Origin of the sequence: Mesorhizobium sp. SARCC-RB16n (assembly GCF_008520305.1) — a bacterium.
Lineage (GTDB): Bacteria > Pseudomonadota > Alphaproteobacteria > Rhizobiales > Rhizobiaceae > Mesorhizobium.
Genome location: NZ_ML703280.1, coordinates 68,479 through 87,561 on the forward strand (window position 1 = coordinate 68,479; position 19,083 = coordinate 87,561).

Here is a 19,083-nt window from a genome sequence, read left to right on the forward strand (position 1 = left end):
GACAAGTGTGAGCAATCGTCATGCTCGCCCAGTGGGCGACATCGGCAAGCTTGCGCCCAGTGAAACACAGGAGACGGACAATGACCTTGACCCTTCGACCCATCGGCGCCGCGATGAGCGGCCTTGCCATGCGAAGCGCGGCAGCCTTCGAGCGCCGCCGCACGCTGCACCAGATCGCCCGGCTTTCCGACCGCCGTTTGCATGACATCGGCCTGGAACGCGACTGGGACGGCTCCATCCTTGCTAACGGAATCCTGGGCAACGGGAGGGGGATATGACCAGCACGCTGATCATCGGCGCCAGCGGGCTTCTCGGCAGCGAGATGGCCAAGGCCAGCGCCCGCAATGGCGATAGCCTGCATGTCCTGGTCCGGCCGGCAACATCAGGCAATGGAGAGCGGATGCGCCCGCTGAAGGAATTGGGTGCTACCGTTCATGTCGGCGACCTCGACGACTATGACAGCCTTGTGCGGGCTGTCGGAAAGGTCGATCGCGTCATCAGCTCGGTGCATGTCGGGTCGGCCAGCGAGATGACGCTGGTACGCGCCGTCAAGGATGCCAGCGTCTCGCGCTATGTGCCGTCCGCCGGCTTCGGCCTCGACTTTGCCGCCGCCGCAGCCGGCTCGATCGAACCGCTCGACATCAAGCGGGCCGTCTTCGACGCGGTCAGGGAGGCCGACCTGCCCTATACGGTGATCTACACCAACGGCTTCTTCTCGACCTGGGTGGCGACACTGGGCGACCTGACGCGCTTCGGCTCGTCGCCGCTGCCGCCAGACGAGGTGACGCTCTATGGCGACGGCAATGTGCCGGCGACCTTCGTCAGCGAAAAGGATATCGCTGCGGTCACTTTGCGCGCGCTGGAGGATCCCGACGCCGTTCGCAGCGAAATCCGCATCGCGCAGAACAAGATCACGCAAGGCGAGATGATCGAGCTGTGGCGGCAAGTGAGCGGCCGTTCGGCGCACATCAAGCAGATGAGCGCCGAAGAACTGGAGGCGCTGATCGCAGCGGTTCCCGGCCTTGGATTGCTGCGCGCGTTCTGGATTCGCGGCGAGACTGCCCTCGAGACGGCCACCCCTGAGGCCGGGAGGCTTTATCCGGAGCTTAGGTTTCAAAGCATCGAGAGCGCTTTTGTGGCGATGGCGGGCTAAGGATGGGCGGAGGTTGGGAAGGCAAAGGTAGCGCTCTACGGCGCCCCCCTCTGTCCTGCCGGACATCTCCCCCACGAGGGGGGAGATCGGATGTCGCGAGGGCCTTCGCCAATCTCCAGAGGTTTAAGGGGAGAGCCGGCGCTGAAACCGCCAATCTCCACCCTCGTGGGGGAGATGTCTGGCAGGACAGAGGGGGGCGCCGTAGGGCGCGGCGGGTGTCGTTGGCTTCCTGGCGGTTGACCCGACAGCCCAATCCGGCCGATAGGTCCGCGCGAACAGCCCGAGACCTGCCGATGCCAAACCTCAAAGATGCAACCCGCGCCGCCGATACCGCCTGGCAGGACGATGTCCGCGCCGGCGTTCGCCATGTGCGCGACCTCGCCTCCCTGCCGCTTTTGGCGGCCGAACGCGAAGCCGCGCAAGCTGCCGCCACGCTCCACAAGGTGCGCGCGCCAAAAAGCTATCTCGACCTGATCGACTGGAACGATCCCGCCGATCCGATCCGGGCGCAGGTGATCCCGTCGCCTGAGGAGATGGAGGAGGCGGAGGGCGAGCTTGGCGACCCGATCGCCGATCACGAATTCAGCCCGGTGCCCAGGCTGACGCATCGCCATGCCGACCGGGTGCTTTTGTTCCCGACCTATCAATGCGCGGTCTATTGCCGGTTCTGCTTCCGCAAGGAATCGCTGACTTCGATCGGCCGTGGCTATACGCGCGAGGCGCTGGAGCCGGCGCTGGCCTATATATCAGGCCACTCCGAAATCCGCGAAGTGATCCTGACCGGCGGCGATCCGCTGTCGCTGCAAGATACGGCACTTGCCGAAATCCGCGCCCGCATCGAGGCTATCCCCCATGTGCGGCTCTTGCGCATCCACACGCGCGTGCCGGTGGCGTTGCCTTCGCGCATCACGCCAGGGCTGGTCGCGGCGCTGCAGGGCCGGCTGATTGTGACTGTGGTTACCCACTTCAACCACGCGCGCGAGATCACCGATGCCACCGAAGCGGCTTGTCGCACCTTGCGGCAGGCGGGCTTCGTGCTGCTCAACCAGAGCGTTCTCTTGAAGGGCGTCAACGATAGCGTCGAGGTGCTGGAAGAACTCTGCCGCGAACTGATGTACCGGCTTGGGATAAAACCCTACTACCTCCACCATGGCGACCTCGCGCGCGGCATGGCGCACCGGCGCACGACCATCGCGCAGGGCCAGGCGCTGGCCGAAGCGCTGCGGTCCCGCCTGTCGGGCATCTGCAATCCGGTCTATGTGCTGGACCTGCCGGCAGGGGGAGGGAAGGTGCCGCTCGGACCTTGCCATGTCGAGGGACAGGACGGGCAGAGCTGGCGTATACGCGGGCTGGATGGGGAGGTGAGGACCTATCGGGAAGTGGTTGGCGAATAGCCAATGCCTATCTTGCAACAAACGCCAGCACGACCACGCGCGGGGCAACGCAGTATGTGAGCCGCGCCTTGCGGCCGCTCCTCGTCGTTGCGTGGCCGGTCTCGAGGTCCACGGTGATGTCCTCGTAGCCCAGCACCTCGCGATCCAGCGGATAGGCGGCCTTGTAGACCGCTTCCTTGGCCGCGAAGAGGATGCGGCCGGCGAGCTGCCGGTTGGCTGCACCTATCCGGTCGGCGGGAATGGCAACGAGGGCGGAAATCTCGTCGGGCAGGGGCAACGCCGGCTCGACATCGATACCGAGCGAGCCGATGCCGGCAACGGGCGCGACCGCCGCCACGGCCATGTCGTCATCATGCGCGAGCGAGCCCGTCATCCCCTCTGGCCAGGCGGGTGCACCGGACGGCGTGCGCAACAGGGCGAAACCGTCGAAGCCGGCATCCGCCAGCAGCCGGTGCGCGATCCAGCGCGCCGCGCCGCTGGCCCGCCGCATGGCAGGCTGGCGGGCAGGGATGGAGCCTGCCTCCGCCGGCAGCAGATGGGCCTCGTCACCTTCGCGGATCAGCCGGCAACCTATGCGGACCCCGGCCGGGGCCATGGCGGCCATGGCGCGCGTCAGCGCGATTTCCTCGGATAGATCGGCGGGCGGTGTCATCGATTGCCGGCCGGGAGGACGAGGTCGGCGATCATTTCGCCGTCCTCGTCGAGCCCTTCCTCGACGAAACCGGCGCTGCGATAGAGTCGCCGTGCCGCTTCGTTCTCCGGTTCGTAGCAGATCGACACGTGCCTGATGTGGCCGAGCCCGCGGATTTCCTCCAGCACCGCCCGCAGCGCGGCCTTGCCATAGCCCCGGCCCTGCCAGGCGCGGTCGATCATGAAGCGGTAGATGCGCGCCTCGTCATCGTCGCGCGGCGCCTCGTACATCAGGAACCCGACGAGCTGGTCCCCGGCCATCACGGCGCGCGGCCGCGCGTCCCGATCGGACCCGGCTTCACGCAGGGAGTCTGCATTGCTGGCGACGAAATCCATCTGCTCCGGAGCCAGTTGCAGGGCCGTGACCAGGGCTCGATTGGCCTTGGTCACGGGAGCGATACGGATGTCCCCGGTGCCAGGTGCGCGGTCCGTCAAGACGCCGATGCCCGGGAGCCGTCGCTGATCGGCTCCACGAACCGATGCAGCTTGGCTGGGTTGCCGCGCCAGATGGAGTTGGGCTCCAGCTCTTCGCCCTTCATCACGAAGGCGTCGGCATCGACCATCGAGCCTTCACCCATCACGACGCCGTAGTGGACGAAGGCGGAGGGCCCGAGCGTGCAGCCCCTGCCGATGCGGATGAAGTCCGACTTGAACGCACCTTCTTCCAGGGAGTGGGCCTGGATGACCGATCCCTCGTTGAGCGTGACGTCGTCACCGATCTCGACCAGGGAACGCTCGGTCAGGTTGCTGCCGCCGTCATAGACGCGCTTGCCCACCTTGACGCCCAGCATGCGCAGGATCATCGGCCGGAACGGCGTGCCGCTGAACAGGCGCACGATCGGCGAATCCGCGAGTTTCCAGTGGCGTTCGTGGCGCCAGAAGGTGACGTCGTAGATCGTCGTTATCTGCGGCTTCAGCTTGCGAAAACCAAGGCTTGCCCGCTCGACGAAGATGTAGAACGGAATGGTGATCGCCGAGGTCAGAAGCACCGCCACGAAGAGGGCGATTTCCGCCCATTCGGTATAATAGTTCAGCGCCCGGTCCCAGATCGCCAGCGTGGCGAACAGCATGACCCATTGCGTCGCCACGAACAGGATGATCGTCACCAGATTGTGGAGGTTCTTGAGCGGGATACGCTTGCGCCGGTCTTCCTCGTCGATGCCGGCGATGAGTTCCTTGTCGCGATTCACCATCCGTGGGATTTCAAAGGGCGGCGAACCCAGAAGGCCGACATTCTCGCGCACCGGTCCGTCGATGGGAACCATCACCTTGGTGCCGAGCAGGACGTTGTCGCCCGTGCGTCCATCCGGCGGATAGTAGATGTTGTTGCCGAGATAGTTGCGCTCGCCGATCCGCGTCGGCTCGAGCCGGAATGCGGAAGCGGACTTGTGCATGTTGATCATGAAAAGCCCGTCCGACACCATGGTCTGGGTGCCGATCTCGCACAGGAGCGGGTTTTCGTGCTGCTGGTTGGAGCCGAAATTGGAACCGGTCTGTACCACCTTGTTGAGGTTCCAGCCGATGGCGCTCATATAATGGACGATGGCCGAGCTGTCGCCGAACAGCAGCCCGAGCACGCGGGAGTTGCTCGAGAACTGGGCAACCGTCTGCAGCCAATAGCGGAAGCCGTAGAGCGTGTAGGTGCGGCCGGGTTTCAGGATCAGGCTGAACAGGCGCGGCACCACCGTGGCGGCGAGGAAGGCCACGGCGATGTAGCCGAAAAGCGTGACCGTGGTGCCGATCGCCACAATGCCGATCGTCTCCTGATAGTCGTCGCCGACATTCTCCCAATAGCTGTGGAACAGAAGCGGCAGCGGGGTGACGATGGCAAACAGGCCCATCAGCTGCACGGCTTCGTAGAGGAAGCGCCGGATACGGGGAGGATTGACATTGCGCACCTTGCAATAATCCGCCGTGGTCGGCACCGCCGGCGATCCATGCCAGTGTTCGCCGTCCGGGATGCTTTGCCCGCGCTGCAGCGAGGAGGAATGTCCGAGCTGGCCGTCGTCGCCGATCGCGGTGTCGATGTCGAGCGTGCAGCCGACGCCCACGAAGGCATCGCGGCCGATGGTCAACGGCCCGGTGTGGATATAGCCGGCCTGGGCGCGATAGCCGAGGATCAGCGATTCCTTGCGCAGGATGGTTCGGTCGCCGATCGAAATCAGGTCCGTGCACACGGGCACGGCACGGGATTCGATGACCACGTTCTTCCCTATCCTGGTTCCCAGGAGCTGCAGATACAGGCTGTAGAGCGGGCTTCCGCGGAACAGGACGACGGGTGCGGAGCGGATCAGGGTCTTGACGACCCAGAAGCGATAGTAGCGCAGGCCCCAGATCGGGAACGCTTCCGCCTTCCAGCGGCCGACCAGCACCCATTTGGCGAGAACGGCAAAGCCCGACATGCCGAAGAATACGCCGCCCGAGAGCACCACGCACCTGACATAAAGCTGAAGCGGATCGTCGAGCGCGTCATAGACCCAGTTGAGGCCGCCGTTGATCGCCCACAATGCCACGTAGCTGTAGGTTGCGTAAAACAGCAACTGCGCCGCGCCGCAGGTCCAGTAGACGAGGTCGGATGTCCGACGGGTGAGAACAGGCTCGTTGGTGGCCGTCGTCATCTCTTCCGCCGCGCTCAGGTGCTTGGCCAGGCGCGCCACGGTCGGATAGAGATAGATGTCGCGCATCGACGTCGTCGCCCATTCCTTGCGGGTACGCACTCGGGCGCAGAAATGCGCCATGAGCAGCGAGTTGGCGCCGAGATCGTCGAAGAAATTGTCCTCGACGGACACGTCGTCGAATTTCAGCACGGCGCATAGCGCGTCGGCCAGGAAACGCTCGTCGTCATTGCCGGGCGGCACCATGGCGCGGTCGGCCGAAAGCCGGACGCTCGTCGGTTTGGGAAGCTGGCGAAGGTCGACCTTGTTGGAGACCGTCATCGGGATCGCCGGCAGTTCCTCCAGGTAGGAGGGCACCATGTAGTCCGGCAGCCGCCGCTTCATCGTCTGGGCAATGTCGGCGCGCGAGAGCGCCGGCTGGCCGGCCTTGGGCGCGTAATAGGCAACAAGCTCGACGCGGCCGGGCTCGATCTCCCAGGTGGTGACGGCGGCCTGCGCGATCCCAGGCTGGTCCAGCAACACGGCCTCGATCTCGCCGAGTTCGATGCGATAGCCGCGGATCTTCACCTGGGTGTCGATGCGCCCGGCATACTCGATCTCGCCGGCATCGTTGATCCGGCCAAGGTCGCCGGTGCGGTAGATGCGCTTCGACGGGTTGTTCGGCAGGCCGAGGAAATCGGCAATGAACTTCTGTTCGGTCAGGTCCGGCCTGTTGAGATAGCCGACGGCGAGCCCAATGCCGGCAATGCCGATCTCGCCCAGTTCGCCGGGTTCGGCAAGTTGCGGCAGCGAAGGGTCGAGAATGGCGATGGAATAGGTGGGCAGCGGCGCGCCGATCGTTACCGGCCTGTCCGGCGTCAGCGCACCCATGGTTGCCGTGACGGTCGCCTCGGTCGGGCCATAGGTGTTGAGGATCTGCCGGCCGGGCTTCGACCAGCGCACCACCAGATTGTGGGGGCAGGCCTCGCCGCCCACCAGCAAGGTGCGCAGGCTAGGCACGTCCGATGTCATGGACGACAGAAGCGTCGGGCTGCAGGCCATGCAGGTGATGTCGTGATGGCGCAGGAAATCGGCGAGTTCTTCGCCCACCAGTGGCATCTGGCCCGGTGCTGGCACGACGGTCGCGCCGGCGACGAACGGCACCCAGATCTCTTCGGACGAAAAGTCGAAGGCGATGGTCATGCCCTGGTAGACGCGGTCGCCCGGCTGGTAGCCGTAGGACGCGGCGGCGACGCGGATGAAGTTGACGAAGCTCTGGTGGCGGATGGCCACGCCCTTCGGGCGGCCGGTGGTGCCCGAGGTGTAGAGGATGTAGCAGATGTCGTCGGCTGGAGTGGGCGCCTTGTGCGGCTTCAGCGGCGCGCTGGATTGTTTGGCGATCTCGGCGGAAGCGCTGTCGATCAACAGGTGGGGAACGGGCAGTTGACCGGCCCGCGATGCATAGGTGGCAATGGTGACGATCAGGCTGACGCTGGCGTCTTCGATGATGAGCGCCATGCGCTCTTCAGGAAACGCGGTGGCCAGCGGCACGAAGGCGGCACCCGCCTTCACCACGGCGAGCAAGGCAACATAAGTCTCGGCGGACCGGTCGAGAATGAGGCCGACCCGGTGACCCGGTTGCACGCCGCGCTTGACCAGCAGGCGGGCGAACTGGTTGGCGCGCTTGTCCAGCTCCTGATAGGTCCAGGTGCGGCCCTCGGAGATCACCGCCGGCAGCGTGGCGAATGTTTCGGCGAGTTGCTCGAAGACCTTGTCCAGCCGCTCGTCCGGCTGACCTGCCCGCGCAAAATCGGCGCCCGTCAGAACCTGCGGGTGCGCGAGCAGTTCGAGGCCGGGGGCGATCTTGACAAGCGCTTCGCCCATTTCGGGCCGGACAGGTCTTGCCTCGTCCCTGCCACATTCGGCAATATCCGCACCGTGGTCCATTTCCAAACTTTCTTGTCCTGGTCGAGCTGTCACAGGCACATCCCAATCATGCCGCCGCTCAGACAGGCATTGTCGGCTGTGCCGCCGCTGCAATTTGACCGTTGTTGATGGAGGTGGAATGACCGAAGACGCCGGAATTCCGACCGGCGGTCACTGATCGCCGAGTCGCACCCCTCTTTGGCCGGCCCGTTATCACAAATTTTCCTGCCGCGCGATCATATAATTGTGGGCGCAAAGCGGACACGGGTGCATCGCCTCGGCGCCGCCGGCGGCGAGTGCCATGCCGGGCAGGGCACCGGTCCATCCGTTCGAACCTCGTTGCATTGCCTGTATCTAAACCCCCTGCACCCGTGCCGCGGCCAGATTTCCGGCCGTTGAGGGATGCTTATGCCATCCGATCTTTTCGCCAGTTTTTCTGAACTGTTGAATCTTGTTTCTGGATTGTGTCTGGGCTCTCTGCCGCATGGCGGCCGCCGGTTTCTGCCCTTCGAGAAAAAATCTCAGACCTCCCGGGAATAAAGCGTGGCCCTCGGGGGTCTTCTCTGCAAGCGGGGCAATCTTGCGGTCCGCGACCCCTAGGAAACGAAACAAGGATTTACCGATATGACCAAGCTCGCTCTCAGCGTGGCCGCGATGTTGCTTGCCTCGAGTTCCGCCTTTGCCGGCAGCGACCATTTCGACACCCGCGCCACCGACCAGACGCGCGCCACCGTCGACAACACATACACCGCCTCGACCGCCAAGACGGACGTGGTCCGCCATGGCATGCAGGCGGCGATGAAATCCGATGCGGACGAACCAGGCCAAGGCATCTGGGGCAACTGAGTTCAGGGGTTCGGACCACCTTCGAGGTCCTGACCCCGTCCGCGATCAGGACGGAGGGCCATGTGGCGTGGCTCTCCGTCACCAGCGCCGCCACCGCCACCGCCACCCCATAGGAGAATACGCCATGTTCAGCATGTCACGCCGCACAGTGCTTCAATCCGCCGCCGCCGCTGCCGCTTTCGGCCTTGCCGGCAAGCTTGAGTTCACCCGGCCCGCCTTCGCGCAGACGCCGCTGGAACCCGCCGTCGGCTTCTACAAATACACGGTTGGCGACATCGAGGTCACCGCCGTCTATGACGGCATCTGGAAGAAGCCGCACGACCCGGCCTTCATCAAGGACGTCTCCGTCGACGACACCAAGGCCGCTCTCGCCAAGGCGGGGCTGACCACCGACTTCATGCCCATTCCGCTCACCGTCGCCGTGCTCAAGATGGGCGGCAGGCTGATCATGATGGATGCGGGCTCCGGCGTCGGCCAGTGGCAAGCCAACGCCACGCATCTGCCGGCCAACATGGCCGCCGCCGGCATCGACTACAAGGCGATCGACACCATCATGATCTCGCATTTCCACCCCGACCATGTCTGGGGCCTGATGGAGAAGGGCACCAACACGCCGGTGTTCCCCAATGCCGAGCTGATCGTCAACGCCACCGAATATAGCTGGTGGACCGATCCCGCCCGTCTGGCCAAGCTGCCCGAGGGCCGCAAGCCGGCGGGCAAGCGCATCGCCGAAAACTTCCCGAAATGGAAGAACTGGAAGCTGGTCGAGGACGGCGCCGAGGTCGCGCCCGGCATCCAGATCATCGGTGCACCCGGCCATACGCCCGGCCATTCCGTCTATCTCGCCAATTCCGGCAAGGAGCAGCTGATGATCTCGGCCGACACCATGTATGTGCCGGCTCTGCTGGCGCCGCATCCGGAATGGCAGGGCAGCTACGACCAGGACGGGCCGACGGCGATCGCCACGCGCCACAAGATCATCGACCGGGTGATCGCGGACAACATCCGCATCTCCGGTTCGCACTTCCCGTTCCCAGGCACCGGCGTCTTCGTGAAAGACGGCAATGCCTATGGCTTCACTCCGGTCCAAATTTGAGACCGTTTGGAAACTCTACTCTGGCGGCCATCTGAAGGCGTTTTCTGCGCTTCCGTTGCTCACGGACCCAAACGTCCGCTGCGCTACGGTTCTCGAAACCACCATCAAATGACTCGCCAGAGCGAATTTCGAAACGGTCTCTCAACGTCAGCACCCAACCAAGCGAGACAGCAATGAAACAGATCCTTTTGGGCAGAAACGCCCTGTTCGGCCTGCTCGGCGCCATTGCCGTGCTGACCGTCGTTCCCGTCGCCACAATCATGCCGGCCTATGCTGTCGACGACATCGAGGGCGCCGATGCGCCCGACCTCACCGCCGTCAAGGCCAAGATCGACGCCAAGGACTACAAGGGCGCGCTGGCCGATCTGCGTGATCTGGCGCAGGACAACCAGCAGGCCGATGTCTACAATTTGCTCGGCTTCACGTTGCGCAAGACCGGCGACACCGCCACCGCACTGACCTACTACAACAAGGCGCTGGAGCTGAAGCCCGACCACAAGGCGGCCCGCGAATATCTGGGCGAGCTCTACGTCGAGACCGGCGACATGGCCAAGGCCAATGAGCAACTGGCCTCGCTGCAGAAACTCTGCCCCGCCGGCTGCGACGAGCTTTCCGACCTGCAGAAGGCCATCGACACCAAGGTGACGAAGTAGCGCTACCTATTTCCTCTCCCCCACGGACGTGGGGGAGAGGTGGCCGCGAAGCGGCCGGATGGGGGCCTGGCACTAACCCGTCCCCCAACACCCCAGTTCGGGCGCTCGTGGCTGGCGCCCATTGCCGGAGCCGGCACCTCTCCCTCAGGCCGGCTCCGGCCCTTTCAAGCATCACTTTCGGCAAGCGCCATCCCCGCGCGTGCCCGCACGGTGTAAAAATATCGGAGCCCGACCATGACCCTGAACGAACGCGCCGCGAAGCTGTACGCCCTCGCCGCCAGACTCTATGTCAGGGATGTGATACTGCTTGTCGGGCGCCTGCTTATGTCCTTCATCTTCCTGCATGAGGGGATGACACTGGCCACCCATTTCGACGGCGCCGCCAAGGCGATGGCCGCGCAAGGCGTTGGTCTGCCGCTGTTTGTCGCCACCATCGCGTTGCAACTGGGGGCGGGGCTCTCGGTGGCGACGGGCGTGCTGACGCGGCTGGGAGCCATCGGCCTCGGCCTCTTCTGCCTGGCAACGGCCACACTGTTCCACACCAATTTCGCCAGCCAGAGCGAGTTGCTGAATTTCGAAAAGGATCTGGCGATATCAGGCGGCATGTTCGTCCTGGCCGTCGCCGGCGCCGGCCGGATCTCGCTGGACTGGCTCCTGGCTGCCTACTTGCAGCAGCGGCGGCGCGACAAGGACATGGTGGCGGCGCTGCTGGCGGTCGAGAACCAGTTTTCGCTGGAGGTGAGGCTTCCGGTTTGAGGGGAGCTGAGCCCGCGCGCCGTCCACGCAGGCTTGCCGCACGCACTGTGCTGGAACCAGCCTTGATGCTCCGCATTTCTATAAGCAGGGACTGAAGGAGCGTGACGTGAAAGCGATTTTGGCACTGGTTAGCGGCTTCGTCTTGACGCTTGCGGTCTTCGGCAGTGGGCTGGGTTTTGCCGCTTGGCTGCTGGCCGCCAAGTCCCCGCATGAGGCAAGGCCGACCGTCAGCGTGGCCGAGCTGTGGACCAGGGACGCGCGGCCGGTGAACAAGGCGGCGCAAAATCTCCAGCGCCTGCCGGCGGACCAGCCCGCGCCGCCCGATCCCGTGGCCAAGGTCCAGGCACCTGACCCGACCGCGACCGGCTCGATCGCGCCGGCGACTGGAGCCGACGCGCTGCCGGCGTCCCATCTCCAGTGGTGCGCCGACCACTACCGCTCCTACCATCCCGACGACAACAGCTACATGTCCTATAGCGGACGGCAGCGCCCCTGCGTCTCGCCCTATCTCGACGCCGGCGCCGACCAGGGTACGCAGCCTACGGCGGCGGTCAGCTATGCCGAGACGGGCGACGCCGCTTCGGCCGCCACGACGGGACTTTCGGCCGACCATGTCGATTCCTGCTTCAGCCGCTACCGCTCCTACCGGCCTGAGGACAACAGCTACCAGCCATATTCCGGCGGACCCAGGCGCCAGTGCGAGTAGCCGCCTGGTGCGGGCGCGCGTTGAAGGCGCCTTGTGATCTCCGACGATCACGCAAATTTTTTGGATCGTTCGCACCAGCGCGGCGTTCATGCCTCACATGAGTGGAGGAATGGATATGAGCGACGACCGCGACGACAAGATCAGGACCCGCGCCTACGAGATCTGGCAACGCGAAGGCGGGGCGCATGGCGACCATGACCGCCACTGGCATCAGGCCGAAATGGAGATCGACAGGGAAGCCGCCCTGCCGCTGACGGCGGACGATGCGCTGCCGCGGACACGCGAGATCGCCAGCACGGACGTGCTGGCAGTCGAGGAGCTGGCCATGCGCGCGGGCATATCGGGCGACGAGGCGCAGGAGCTGCTCGACCGCCTCGGCACCGACCGCGCCGCGATCGAGCAGGCCGCGCGCAGCCTCAAGGCGAGGAAGCGCGGCTAGGTCACGCAATTCCCGAGGGAAAAACCGTTTCACGCTTTTCCTGGAATTGCCCTGACCAGCGCACAAAAGCGCCGCGCCGCCGGCAGCCAATGCCGGCGGAGTGGTGCTTTCTGGCCGGTATTATCCCAAGGCATCAGCGACATGAAATCGGTCGGAACCCTTGGCCGCCTCGGAGGTTCACCCTGTCCCAACCCCGAAGGAGAATGCACTCATGGACCACGCCAATCACGTAAGGCTCCGCCCCGCCGAACTGACACCGGACACGCTTGAAGGCGCGGCCATCTACGGCCCCAACGACGAGAAGATCGGCTCCATCGACCATATGCATGGCAGCGGCCTGGTCGTCATCGATGTCGGCGGCTTCCTCGGCATCGGCGCCAAGCCCGTCGCCGTCGCCGCCAGCGAACTCGATTTCATGCGCGACGAGGACGGCGACGTCCACGCCGTGACCAACTGGACCAAGGACCAGCTGAAAGCCATGCCCGAACACCGCGACTGAGAATTGAGAGGGGCTCGGCGACGGCCGGGCCCTTCGTCTTTTCCAAGGGAGAGACCGATGATCAGGAAGCTGAAAGACGGAAAATACCGGCTTTATTCAAGGAAGAAGGACGAGAAGACGGGGAAGCGGCGGAATCTGGGGACGTTCGATACGCGGGAAGCGGCGGAGAAGCATGAGAAGGAGGTGCAGTATTTTAAGCGGGGGTGAGGGGAATTGTTTGGTGCTCGCCCCTACATCGGCGGGCGTGCGCTCATTCTTTCGCCGGCTCTTCGTAGATGCCGATGATAAGCAGCCATGCGCCCGAAATGAGGAAGGCGAACAAAACGATCGCCCCAAGGGCTGCGATGTAGAGCCCTGCGCTGTGTCCGAGGACGAGCAGAATCGCGCCTGCGACTTCAGCAAGGTAACACATCGTGCCGCCCGCGAGCCGGGGGGCGGTCAGCCCGATGGAACTCATCCCCGACTTGATGGCCACGACATACCCTCTGACAAAGATGAATGTCGCGATGAGCCACAGGAAAAGCCATTCGAGGCCGAGTGCCGGCAGATATTGACCTCCCAGAAGCGCAAGGCTGCATGCCATGAAAATCGCACTGAAGCCCGACAGCATGTTGATTGCTCGGTTCTTGTGCGTTGTGTTGCGGACAATGCGTTCGGGGTTGATCGAGATCGCGACGAAGATCAACCCGGCAAGCCCTGCCGCGCCGCCGCCGACCATGACGAAGAAATTATTCCATTGATCCAACATGACTTGCCCCGCAGGTCTGAGCTTCAGGCGGCTCGATGGAGCCTAGCATAGCTGCGTTCTCGAACTCCACGGGGCGAGACAGCCGACCGGGAGGGCGTCGTTTGGCCGACAGGTCCGGGATCTTGCGGCCTGGCTGCGCCCATCATCGAGCAGCAATCAAGACCCCTGGATCGGCGGATGAGGTGAGGGGTGCACCTTCCCGGGGAAGGCCGATAGCCATGGGAAATTCTGATCGAGGCCAAATCCTGACTGGCGAGATGATCCGCAAACTGAAAGGTGGAAAATACCGGCTTTATTCAAGGAAGAAGGACGAGAAGACGGGGAAGCGGCGGAATTTGGGGACGTTCGATACGCGGGAGGCGGCGGAGAAGCATGAACGGGAGGTGCAGTATTTTAAAAGGGGGTGAGGGGGGCACGATGGGGCTCGCCATCAGCCAAAGGTAAAGGCCCCTCTCTTCAAGTTATAGCGATGCCAAAGACAACCATATCCCAGGCAGCATAAGCCGCTGTCCATTTTTTAACTGCAGTATTCGGGAATTCTCGCCGCTATATAGTCCAAAATCTACGTTGCCGCCTTCGAAGACTAGGTGCTTGCCTTTTGATTTAGCGTAGCGACCAAGGCATCCGATGAAGCTTAATGGCGCAGGCTTACTATCTTCTGGTAATACCCAATATGCTTGAGTGCCGGCGGTATCACCTGCAAGAAGGACATTTTTCAAGGTAACTTCAACTTCGTCCTCGGGAATAACAAATCCAGAACTATGGTTTACCGTGCCCATAATTGCCCATTGATCACGCTGATGATCAGCTGGTTTGATGGGTGCGTAAATCAACTCATTCGCCAAAAGTTTTTCGAAGACATCAGCAACCGTCAACCACTCATTGTCCACGAGGCAATTTGCGATGGCCAAAGGGTCGCCGCCGAAATGTGCGGCGTGTGCCGAGATGAAATTGCGCTCGCGAGCGTCAATGTCAGTGGCAAGCCATTTTTTGACTTGGCCAGTCGCCCATTGCTCGATGACAGGCCGCGACAGCAAGTCGCCAGAATCGCGTCGAGGTCCGCGCGGTGACAGGTCCAAACAGCCAACGAATTGCCTTCCATGGTCGACATGACCCTGTTTTTTCTTACCGAGCCCTCCAATTGTGTATACAGAAAGCTTGGCGCCAGACGGATTCAAAGATGCGCGTCCAATTATTTGCCCGTCGAAAATTATAGGTTCGATTATTTCTAAATTTTCTATAATAGCTTCAGGAATATCCTTTGTTTTTACGCCATTAATTCTCTGAAGCCAATTTTGGCCGTTTTCTTCTACCCAATTAGATGCGATTTTATGAATTTCTTCGTCAGGATCTTGTTTGATAAAAATATCAACATCGATCGCTGGGCATAGCATTTCGACGAGTTCAGGAAGAGTAAACTTCGTAGCGGGTCGCAAGTAAGATTTTCCGTCTTCGTACACCTGCGTCTGGTTGTCTCGATGCAGGATCTTGTCTTTCGTATCTGACGAGACAAAAATATCGACTACGGTAGAATAACTCATCTGGAAGTCTGAGGCGCCTTCCTTAACGATCGGACGCAACGCTAAGCCGGAACTGAAACTGAGCGTTCGTACCGCTGAAGATCCGGCGTCAAACGGTCGCGTGGTTACGTTGATTTCTTGGCTGATCATGAAGACCGAGAAAAAACCAATTCCAAAACGGCCAATCTTCTTGAAATGACTCCCGAGGAAACCCGGGCGCTCCTCCCGCAATGTCCAAGACGACCAACCGCTTTCGCCGAAAGCTAAGAAAGGCCCTGTCAAAACCGCAGACGACATACCGATACCGTTGTCTGCCACTCGCAACCAATAACCATTTTCCCCCGATTCATTCTGACCTGGCCGAAGGTCGATCATTAGCTTGCCGGCGAACTCACTTTCCAAAACCCTACGCGCTCTAACGGCGTCGACGGCGTTTTGTATCAATTCTCTCAGGGGGACGGTGTCGTCGTCTCCGTATAGTCCTCTGCCGCCGAACATTTGCACTATCTTGCCGGTGTCGTTGATCCGTACCTCTGCGTCGATAGGAACCCATCCGTCGGTTTGAACGTGCTTTGAAAAACGCCTAGGGTCAGAAATATCCTTAACTCTCGTGATTTCGAACGGCGGTAGGGAGGCATCACGGAGGACTTGGTCAGAGGCGCGTAATTCGCGATCAGCGGTGTTCGCGAGATCGAAAGCAATCCACCAAGCTCTCGCTTCCTTCTCATTAAATGGCACGGAGCTGGTGACCATGAGCGCACTGGGGTCTTGGGAGTCAGGCGCAATGGACAATCGATTCTGGGCGGTCCAGTGGTCGAGGGAAGCTCCTTCAGGTTGAAGCAGGGCAAACTCGAAATCCGGTGCACGCGCAGCATCGATTTGAATCGCGTCGGCTGTTCGTATCAAAGCTGCAAGTACCATTGGACGAATTAGTCCGCGCTTATGATAAGGAGGAATAGGATTCTTCTGGCGCCCCAGGGATTCCAGCTTTGAGATGCTCCAGTGGTGGCTTGCTGCAATTTCGCCAATTAGCGGGCCGAAATGAGATCGGACCGTCGGGTCGTCAAGAAGGTAAAAATCGGCGCCAAGTACCGGGTGTTTAAATGTGGCGCTGAGAATGTTTTTTGCCTGCCGCGCGTGCAGCGCTCTCAGCACATCGAACAACACAGCCTTTCTCAGCCCAATGGATAGAGTCGCAAGGTCGTCGTTCCTATTACTTTGATCCCCCTGCATCTTGGAGGCAAGCGCATCCTTCCATTCCGGTGTCTTGATTAGGGTCCGTATCCCGCCTTCGAAGGCAAGGACGGTATGGGCTGCGTCATGAATAAGGATCGCGATACCGAAGATGAACGTTTCGATTGGCGACAGCTTGTATTTCTTTCCAACAATGATGTCAGCGCATTCCCATAGGCGTGTAAAGTGAGCCTCATCATGTAGCGTCAAGCCCTCCGCATCCGCTGCGATACGCTTTGCGAGCGAACACGCGCGTTCCCAAGCAACTGAATACATTTCAACAAGATGGGTGGTCGCTTCATCATCGTCGGCGATCTTTCCAAAGGATGCGCGCCATAGCTGCGTTTTTTCGTAGGGTTTTGGCATAGCTTCCTGCTTAAGCAAAATTCCGAGTCGCAAAGCCGTTGTACAATAGATTTTTCTCCTAACAACCGAACGGAACTATGAAAAACGGGATTCGTAAGCGGCTAGCTAGTTTTTAAGCGACTAAGTTGGCGTTACGTCGGCTGTGGCGAACCGCTGCGGGCACGCCCGTCCGAAAACTTCAACTTCTACCGTCATAGAATGAAGCCGAATTCCCCCTAGGGTGGTGCCAGAAAATAGGCTTCCAACGCTTATCTCACCCCCTCCGCATTAACCATTCGTTAACCATTCCCACCCTAGCGTTTACCTCTCAGTAAGGATTCGCTGGCCGTGACCTTTGCCGCCCCCGTCGAAACAAAATCCATTCGCTTTCGCGCCCGTTCTTTCGTGGCCTTCACGCTCACGCCGGAGGCGCCAATTGCGGCTTGGCTGGAGGGGCTGGATCACTGGATCGGCAATTCGCCGGGGTATTTTGCCGGGCGGCCGGTGGTGCTCGATTTGAACACGCTGAAGCCTGAGGTCGCCGATATCGCGCTGCTGGTCGCTTCGCTCGGTGCGCGCGGTATCCGGGTCTATGCCATCGAGCTCGAAGGCGCTTCGCTCGGGCTCGACCTGCCGCCGCTGCTCTCCGGCGCCAAGGAGGCGACTTCGGACGGCCTGCTTTCCGGCCGCAAGGGCAAGGCGGAGGCGGCTGATGAAGCCGGCAAGCTGGAGACGGTGTTTTCGGAGCGCGGCAAGGATGCCGGCAAACCCGCAGAGGGCAGGCCCATCGAAATCAAGGCCGAGGCCGGCAAGGGCAAGGCGGCCAAGGCGGCGGAAGCCGGCGCGGTGGAGGCGGTGCAGGCGGGCACGCTGATGGTCAAGTCGCCGATCCGCTCGGGCCAGTCGATCTTCCATCCGCATGGCGATGTCATCGTGCTCGGCTCGGTCGCGTCCGGCTCGGAAATCATCGCGGCGGGCTCGATCCATGTCTATGGCACGCTGCGCGGCCGGGCCATTGCCGGCTCGCAGGGCAATAGGTCGGCGCGCATCTTCTGCCGCAAGAACGAGGCGGAACTGATCTCTGTCGATGGCTGGTACACGACGGCCGAAGAGATGGAAGGCGTGTCGCGCGGCAAGGCGGTGCAGGCCTTCCTCGAGGGCGACATGCTCGCCGTCGTGCCGCTGAACTAGGGCGGCGCGGTGCTGACGCCCGGTTTCACGGTTCCGGCCTGGGCAGGCGCCGAGGCAAGATCGCCGCGCGCAAGCTTCGGACCGGTTTGGGATGGCATGATGGCAGGCTCTGACCGTGCGGCGCACGGCAACAACAACAGGCAACGGAGGCTTTTTCCATGGGCAAGGTAGTGGTCGTCACATCGGGCAAGGGGGGCGTCGGCAAGACCACCTCGACGGCCGCACTAGGGGCCGCCGTCGCCAAGACCGGCAAGAAGGTGGCGCTGGTCGATTTCGACGTCGGCTTGCGCAACCTCGACCTGATCATGGGCGCCGAGCGGCGCGTGGTGTTCGACCTCGTCAACGTCATCCAGGGCCAAGCCAAGCTGTCGCAGGCGCTGATCCGCGACAAGCGCGTCGACACGCTGTTCCTGCTGCCGGCCTCGCAGACGCGCGACAAGGATGCGCTGACCGAGGACGGCGTCGGCGAGGTGATCGACAAGCTGCGCTCGGTCTTCGACTATGTGTTCTGCGACAGCCCGGCCGGCATCGAGCGCGGCGCGCAGCTTGCCATGCGCTTTGCCGACGAGGCGGTCATCGTCACCAATCCGGAAGTCTCGTCGGTACGCGATTCCGACCGCATCATCGGCCTGCTGGACGCCCGCACCATGCGCGCCGAGCAGGGGGAGCAGATCGCCAAGCATGTGCTGGTCACCCGCTATGACGCGGCGCGGGCCGCGCGGGGCGAAATGCTCTCGATCGACGATGTCCTGGAGATACTGTCGGTGCCGCTGCTCGGCATCATACCGGAAAGCCAGGATGTGCTGCGCGCCTCCAATCTCGGTTCGCCGGTGACGCTGTCGGAGCCGCTCAACAACGCTGCCAAGGCCTATCTCGAAGCGGCAAGGCGGCTCGAAGGCGAAGATTTGCCGGTGGTGGTGCCCTTCGAACGCAAGGGTTTCCTCGACCGTCTGCTCGGAAGGAGGGCCGCATGAGCATCCTCGACCTCTTCAAGCGGCGCACCAGCGCGCCGGTGGCGCGCGAGCGGCTGCAGGTGCTGCTCGCCTATGAGCGCCGCAGCCGTGGCCAGCCCGATCTCGTCTCCATCCTGCGCGAGGAGATCATGGCTGTGATCGCCAAGCATGTGCAGATCGACCAGGACTACCTCCAGGTCTCGATGGACCGCGGCGAGACCATGTCGACGTTGGAAATCGACATCCAGATCCCCAACAAGAGCGCCGTGCCGCTGGCCATGGCGGGGTAATTTTTTACCCTCCCCCTTGTGGGGAGGGTCGATCCGCATCGCGGATCGGGG

Annotated in this window: 19 protein-coding genes; 14 read left to right on the forward strand and 5 right to left on the reverse strand. The window is 62.3% G+C overall.

Annotated elements, in window-relative coordinates; translation table 11 throughout:
- The first annotated feature begins 80 nt into the window (after positions 1-80).
- From C7I87_RS24845 to C7I87_RS24855, 3 genes are all read left to right on the forward strand, one after another.
- The gene (locus C7I87_RS24845) at positions 81-278 is read left to right on the forward strand and encodes a DUF1127 domain-containing protein (protein WP_149906699.1); all 198 of its coding nucleotides are present in this window, start codon (positions 81-83) and stop codon (positions 276-278) included.
- A complete protein-coding gene (locus C7I87_RS24850) occupies positions 275-1,153 on the forward strand; it encodes an NmrA family NAD(P)-binding protein (RefSeq protein ID WP_149906700.1) in 879 nt (292 codons plus the stop codon). The genes C7I87_RS24845 and C7I87_RS24850 overlap by 4 nt, the downstream gene beginning before the upstream one ends.
- Positions 1,154-1,446: 293 nt before the next feature.
- On the forward strand, positions 1,447-2,547 hold the full coding sequence (locus C7I87_RS24855) for a KamA family radical SAM protein (RefSeq protein WP_149906701.1): 1,101 nt from the start codon (positions 1,447-1,449) through the stop codon (positions 2,545-2,547).
- Between the two features lie 7 nt (positions 2,548-2,554).
- On the opposite strand, the gene C7I87_RS24860 is transcribed toward C7I87_RS24855, so the two are convergent.
- From C7I87_RS24860 to C7I87_RS24870, 3 genes are read right to left on the reverse strand one after another with little or no spacing between them, the layout of a single operon-like run.
- Positions 2,555-3,199, reverse strand: coding sequence for a 4'-phosphopantetheinyl transferase family protein (locus C7I87_RS24860; protein WP_149906702.1), 645 nt, complete (start codon positions 3,197-3,199; stop codon positions 2,555-2,557).
- On the reverse strand, positions 3,196-3,672 hold the full coding sequence (locus tag C7I87_RS24865) for a GNAT family N-acetyltransferase (RefSeq protein WP_149906703.1): 477 nt from the start codon (positions 3,670-3,672) through the stop codon (positions 3,196-3,198). Before C7I87_RS24865 ends, C7I87_RS24860 begins: the two co-directional genes overlap by 4 nt.
- Positions 3,669-7,784: a Pls/PosA family non-ribosomal peptide synthetase gene (locus C7I87_RS24870; RefSeq protein WP_373424762.1), complete on the reverse strand. Its 4,116-nt coding sequence runs from the start codon at positions 7,782-7,784 to the stop codon at positions 3,669-3,671. Before C7I87_RS24870 ends, C7I87_RS24865 begins: the two co-directional genes overlap by 4 nt.
- A 597-nt stretch (positions 7,785-8,381) precedes the next feature.
- Between C7I87_RS24870 and C7I87_RS24875 the strand changes: the two genes are divergently transcribed.
- The 8 genes from C7I87_RS24875 (at position 8,382) to C7I87_RS24910 (ending at position 12,959) form a co-directional block, all read left to right on the forward strand.
- Positions 8,382-8,603: a DUF680 domain-containing protein gene (locus C7I87_RS24875; protein WP_149906705.1), complete on the forward strand. Its 222-nt coding sequence runs from the start codon at positions 8,382-8,384 to the stop codon at positions 8,601-8,603.
- Positions 8,604-8,727: 124 nt separating this feature from the next.
- Positions 8,728-9,699 (forward strand): MBL fold metallo-hydrolase, encoded by a 972-nt coding sequence (locus C7I87_RS24880; RefSeq protein ID WP_149906706.1) that lies wholly within the window; start codon positions 8,728-8,730, stop codon positions 9,697-9,699.
- A gap of 173 nt (positions 9,700-9,872) precedes the next feature.
- Positions 9,873-10,352 carry a tetratricopeptide repeat protein gene (locus tag C7I87_RS24885; protein ID WP_149906707.1) on the forward strand — a complete coding sequence of 160 codons (480 nt, stop codon included), beginning with the start codon at positions 9,873-9,875 and terminating at the stop codon, positions 10,350-10,352.
- A 234-nt stretch (positions 10,353-10,586) separates the two neighbouring features.
- The gene (locus tag C7I87_RS24890; protein WP_149906708.1) at positions 10,587-11,108 is read left to right on the forward strand and encodes a DoxX family protein; all 522 of its coding nucleotides are present in this window, start codon (positions 10,587-10,589) and stop codon (positions 11,106-11,108) included.
- Between the two features lie 106 nt (positions 11,109-11,214).
- Positions 11,215-11,814, forward strand: a complete 600-nt coding sequence (locus C7I87_RS24895; protein WP_149906709.1) for a BA14K family protein — start codon at positions 11,215-11,217, stop codon at positions 11,812-11,814.
- A 115-nt stretch (positions 11,815-11,929) separates the two neighbouring features.
- Positions 11,930-12,253, forward strand: coding sequence for a DUF2934 domain-containing protein (locus C7I87_RS24900; RefSeq protein ID WP_149906710.1), 324 nt, complete (start codon positions 11,930-11,932; stop codon positions 12,251-12,253).
- 211 nt (positions 12,254-12,464) lie between these two features.
- A complete protein-coding gene (locus C7I87_RS24905; RefSeq protein WP_149906711.1) occupies positions 12,465-12,752 on the forward strand; it encodes a PRC-barrel domain containing protein in 288 nt (95 codons plus the stop codon).
- Positions 12,753-12,809: 57 nt separating this feature from the next.
- Positions 12,810-12,959: a hypothetical protein gene (locus C7I87_RS24910; protein WP_149906712.1), complete on the forward strand. Its 150-nt coding sequence runs from the start codon at positions 12,810-12,812 to the stop codon at positions 12,957-12,959.
- Positions 12,960-13,002: 43 nt separating this feature from the next.
- On the opposite strand, the gene C7I87_RS24915 is transcribed toward C7I87_RS24910, so the two are convergent.
- Together C7I87_RS24915 and C7I87_RS24925 are read right to left on the reverse strand one after the other, a co-directional pair.
- On the reverse strand, positions 13,003-13,500 hold the full coding sequence (locus C7I87_RS24915) for a hypothetical protein (protein ID WP_149906713.1): 498 nt from the start codon (positions 13,498-13,500) through the stop codon (positions 13,003-13,005).
- Positions 13,501-13,961: 461 nt separating this feature from the next.
- A complete protein-coding gene (locus C7I87_RS24925; RefSeq protein ID WP_149906714.1) occupies positions 13,962-16,619 on the reverse strand; it encodes an HD domain-containing protein in 2,658 nt (885 codons plus the stop codon).
- A gap of 327 nt (positions 16,620-16,946) precedes the next feature.
- Here C7I87_RS24925 and minC point away from each other — a divergent pair, with 327 nt between their 5' ends.
- The 3 genes from minC (at position 16,947) to minE (ending at position 19,032) form a co-directional block, all read left to right on the forward strand.
- Positions 16,947-17,789 carry a septum site-determining protein MinC gene (gene minC / locus C7I87_RS24930; RefSeq protein ID WP_149906715.1) on the forward strand — a complete coding sequence of 281 codons (843 nt, stop codon included), beginning with the start codon at positions 16,947-16,949 and terminating at the stop codon, positions 17,787-17,789.
- A 158-nt stretch (positions 17,790-17,947) separates the two neighbouring features.
- The gene (minD, locus tag C7I87_RS24935; protein ID WP_015316922.1) at positions 17,948-18,763 is read left to right on the forward strand and encodes a septum site-determining protein MinD; all 816 of its coding nucleotides are present in this window, start codon (positions 17,948-17,950) and stop codon (positions 18,761-18,763) included.
- Entirely contained in the window at positions 18,760-19,032 is a 273-nt protein-coding gene (gene minE / locus C7I87_RS24940; protein WP_023774842.1) for a cell division topological specificity factor MinE, read from the forward strand. Before minD ends, minE begins: the two co-directional genes overlap by 4 nt.
- Positions 19,033-19,083 lie beyond the last annotated feature (51 nt).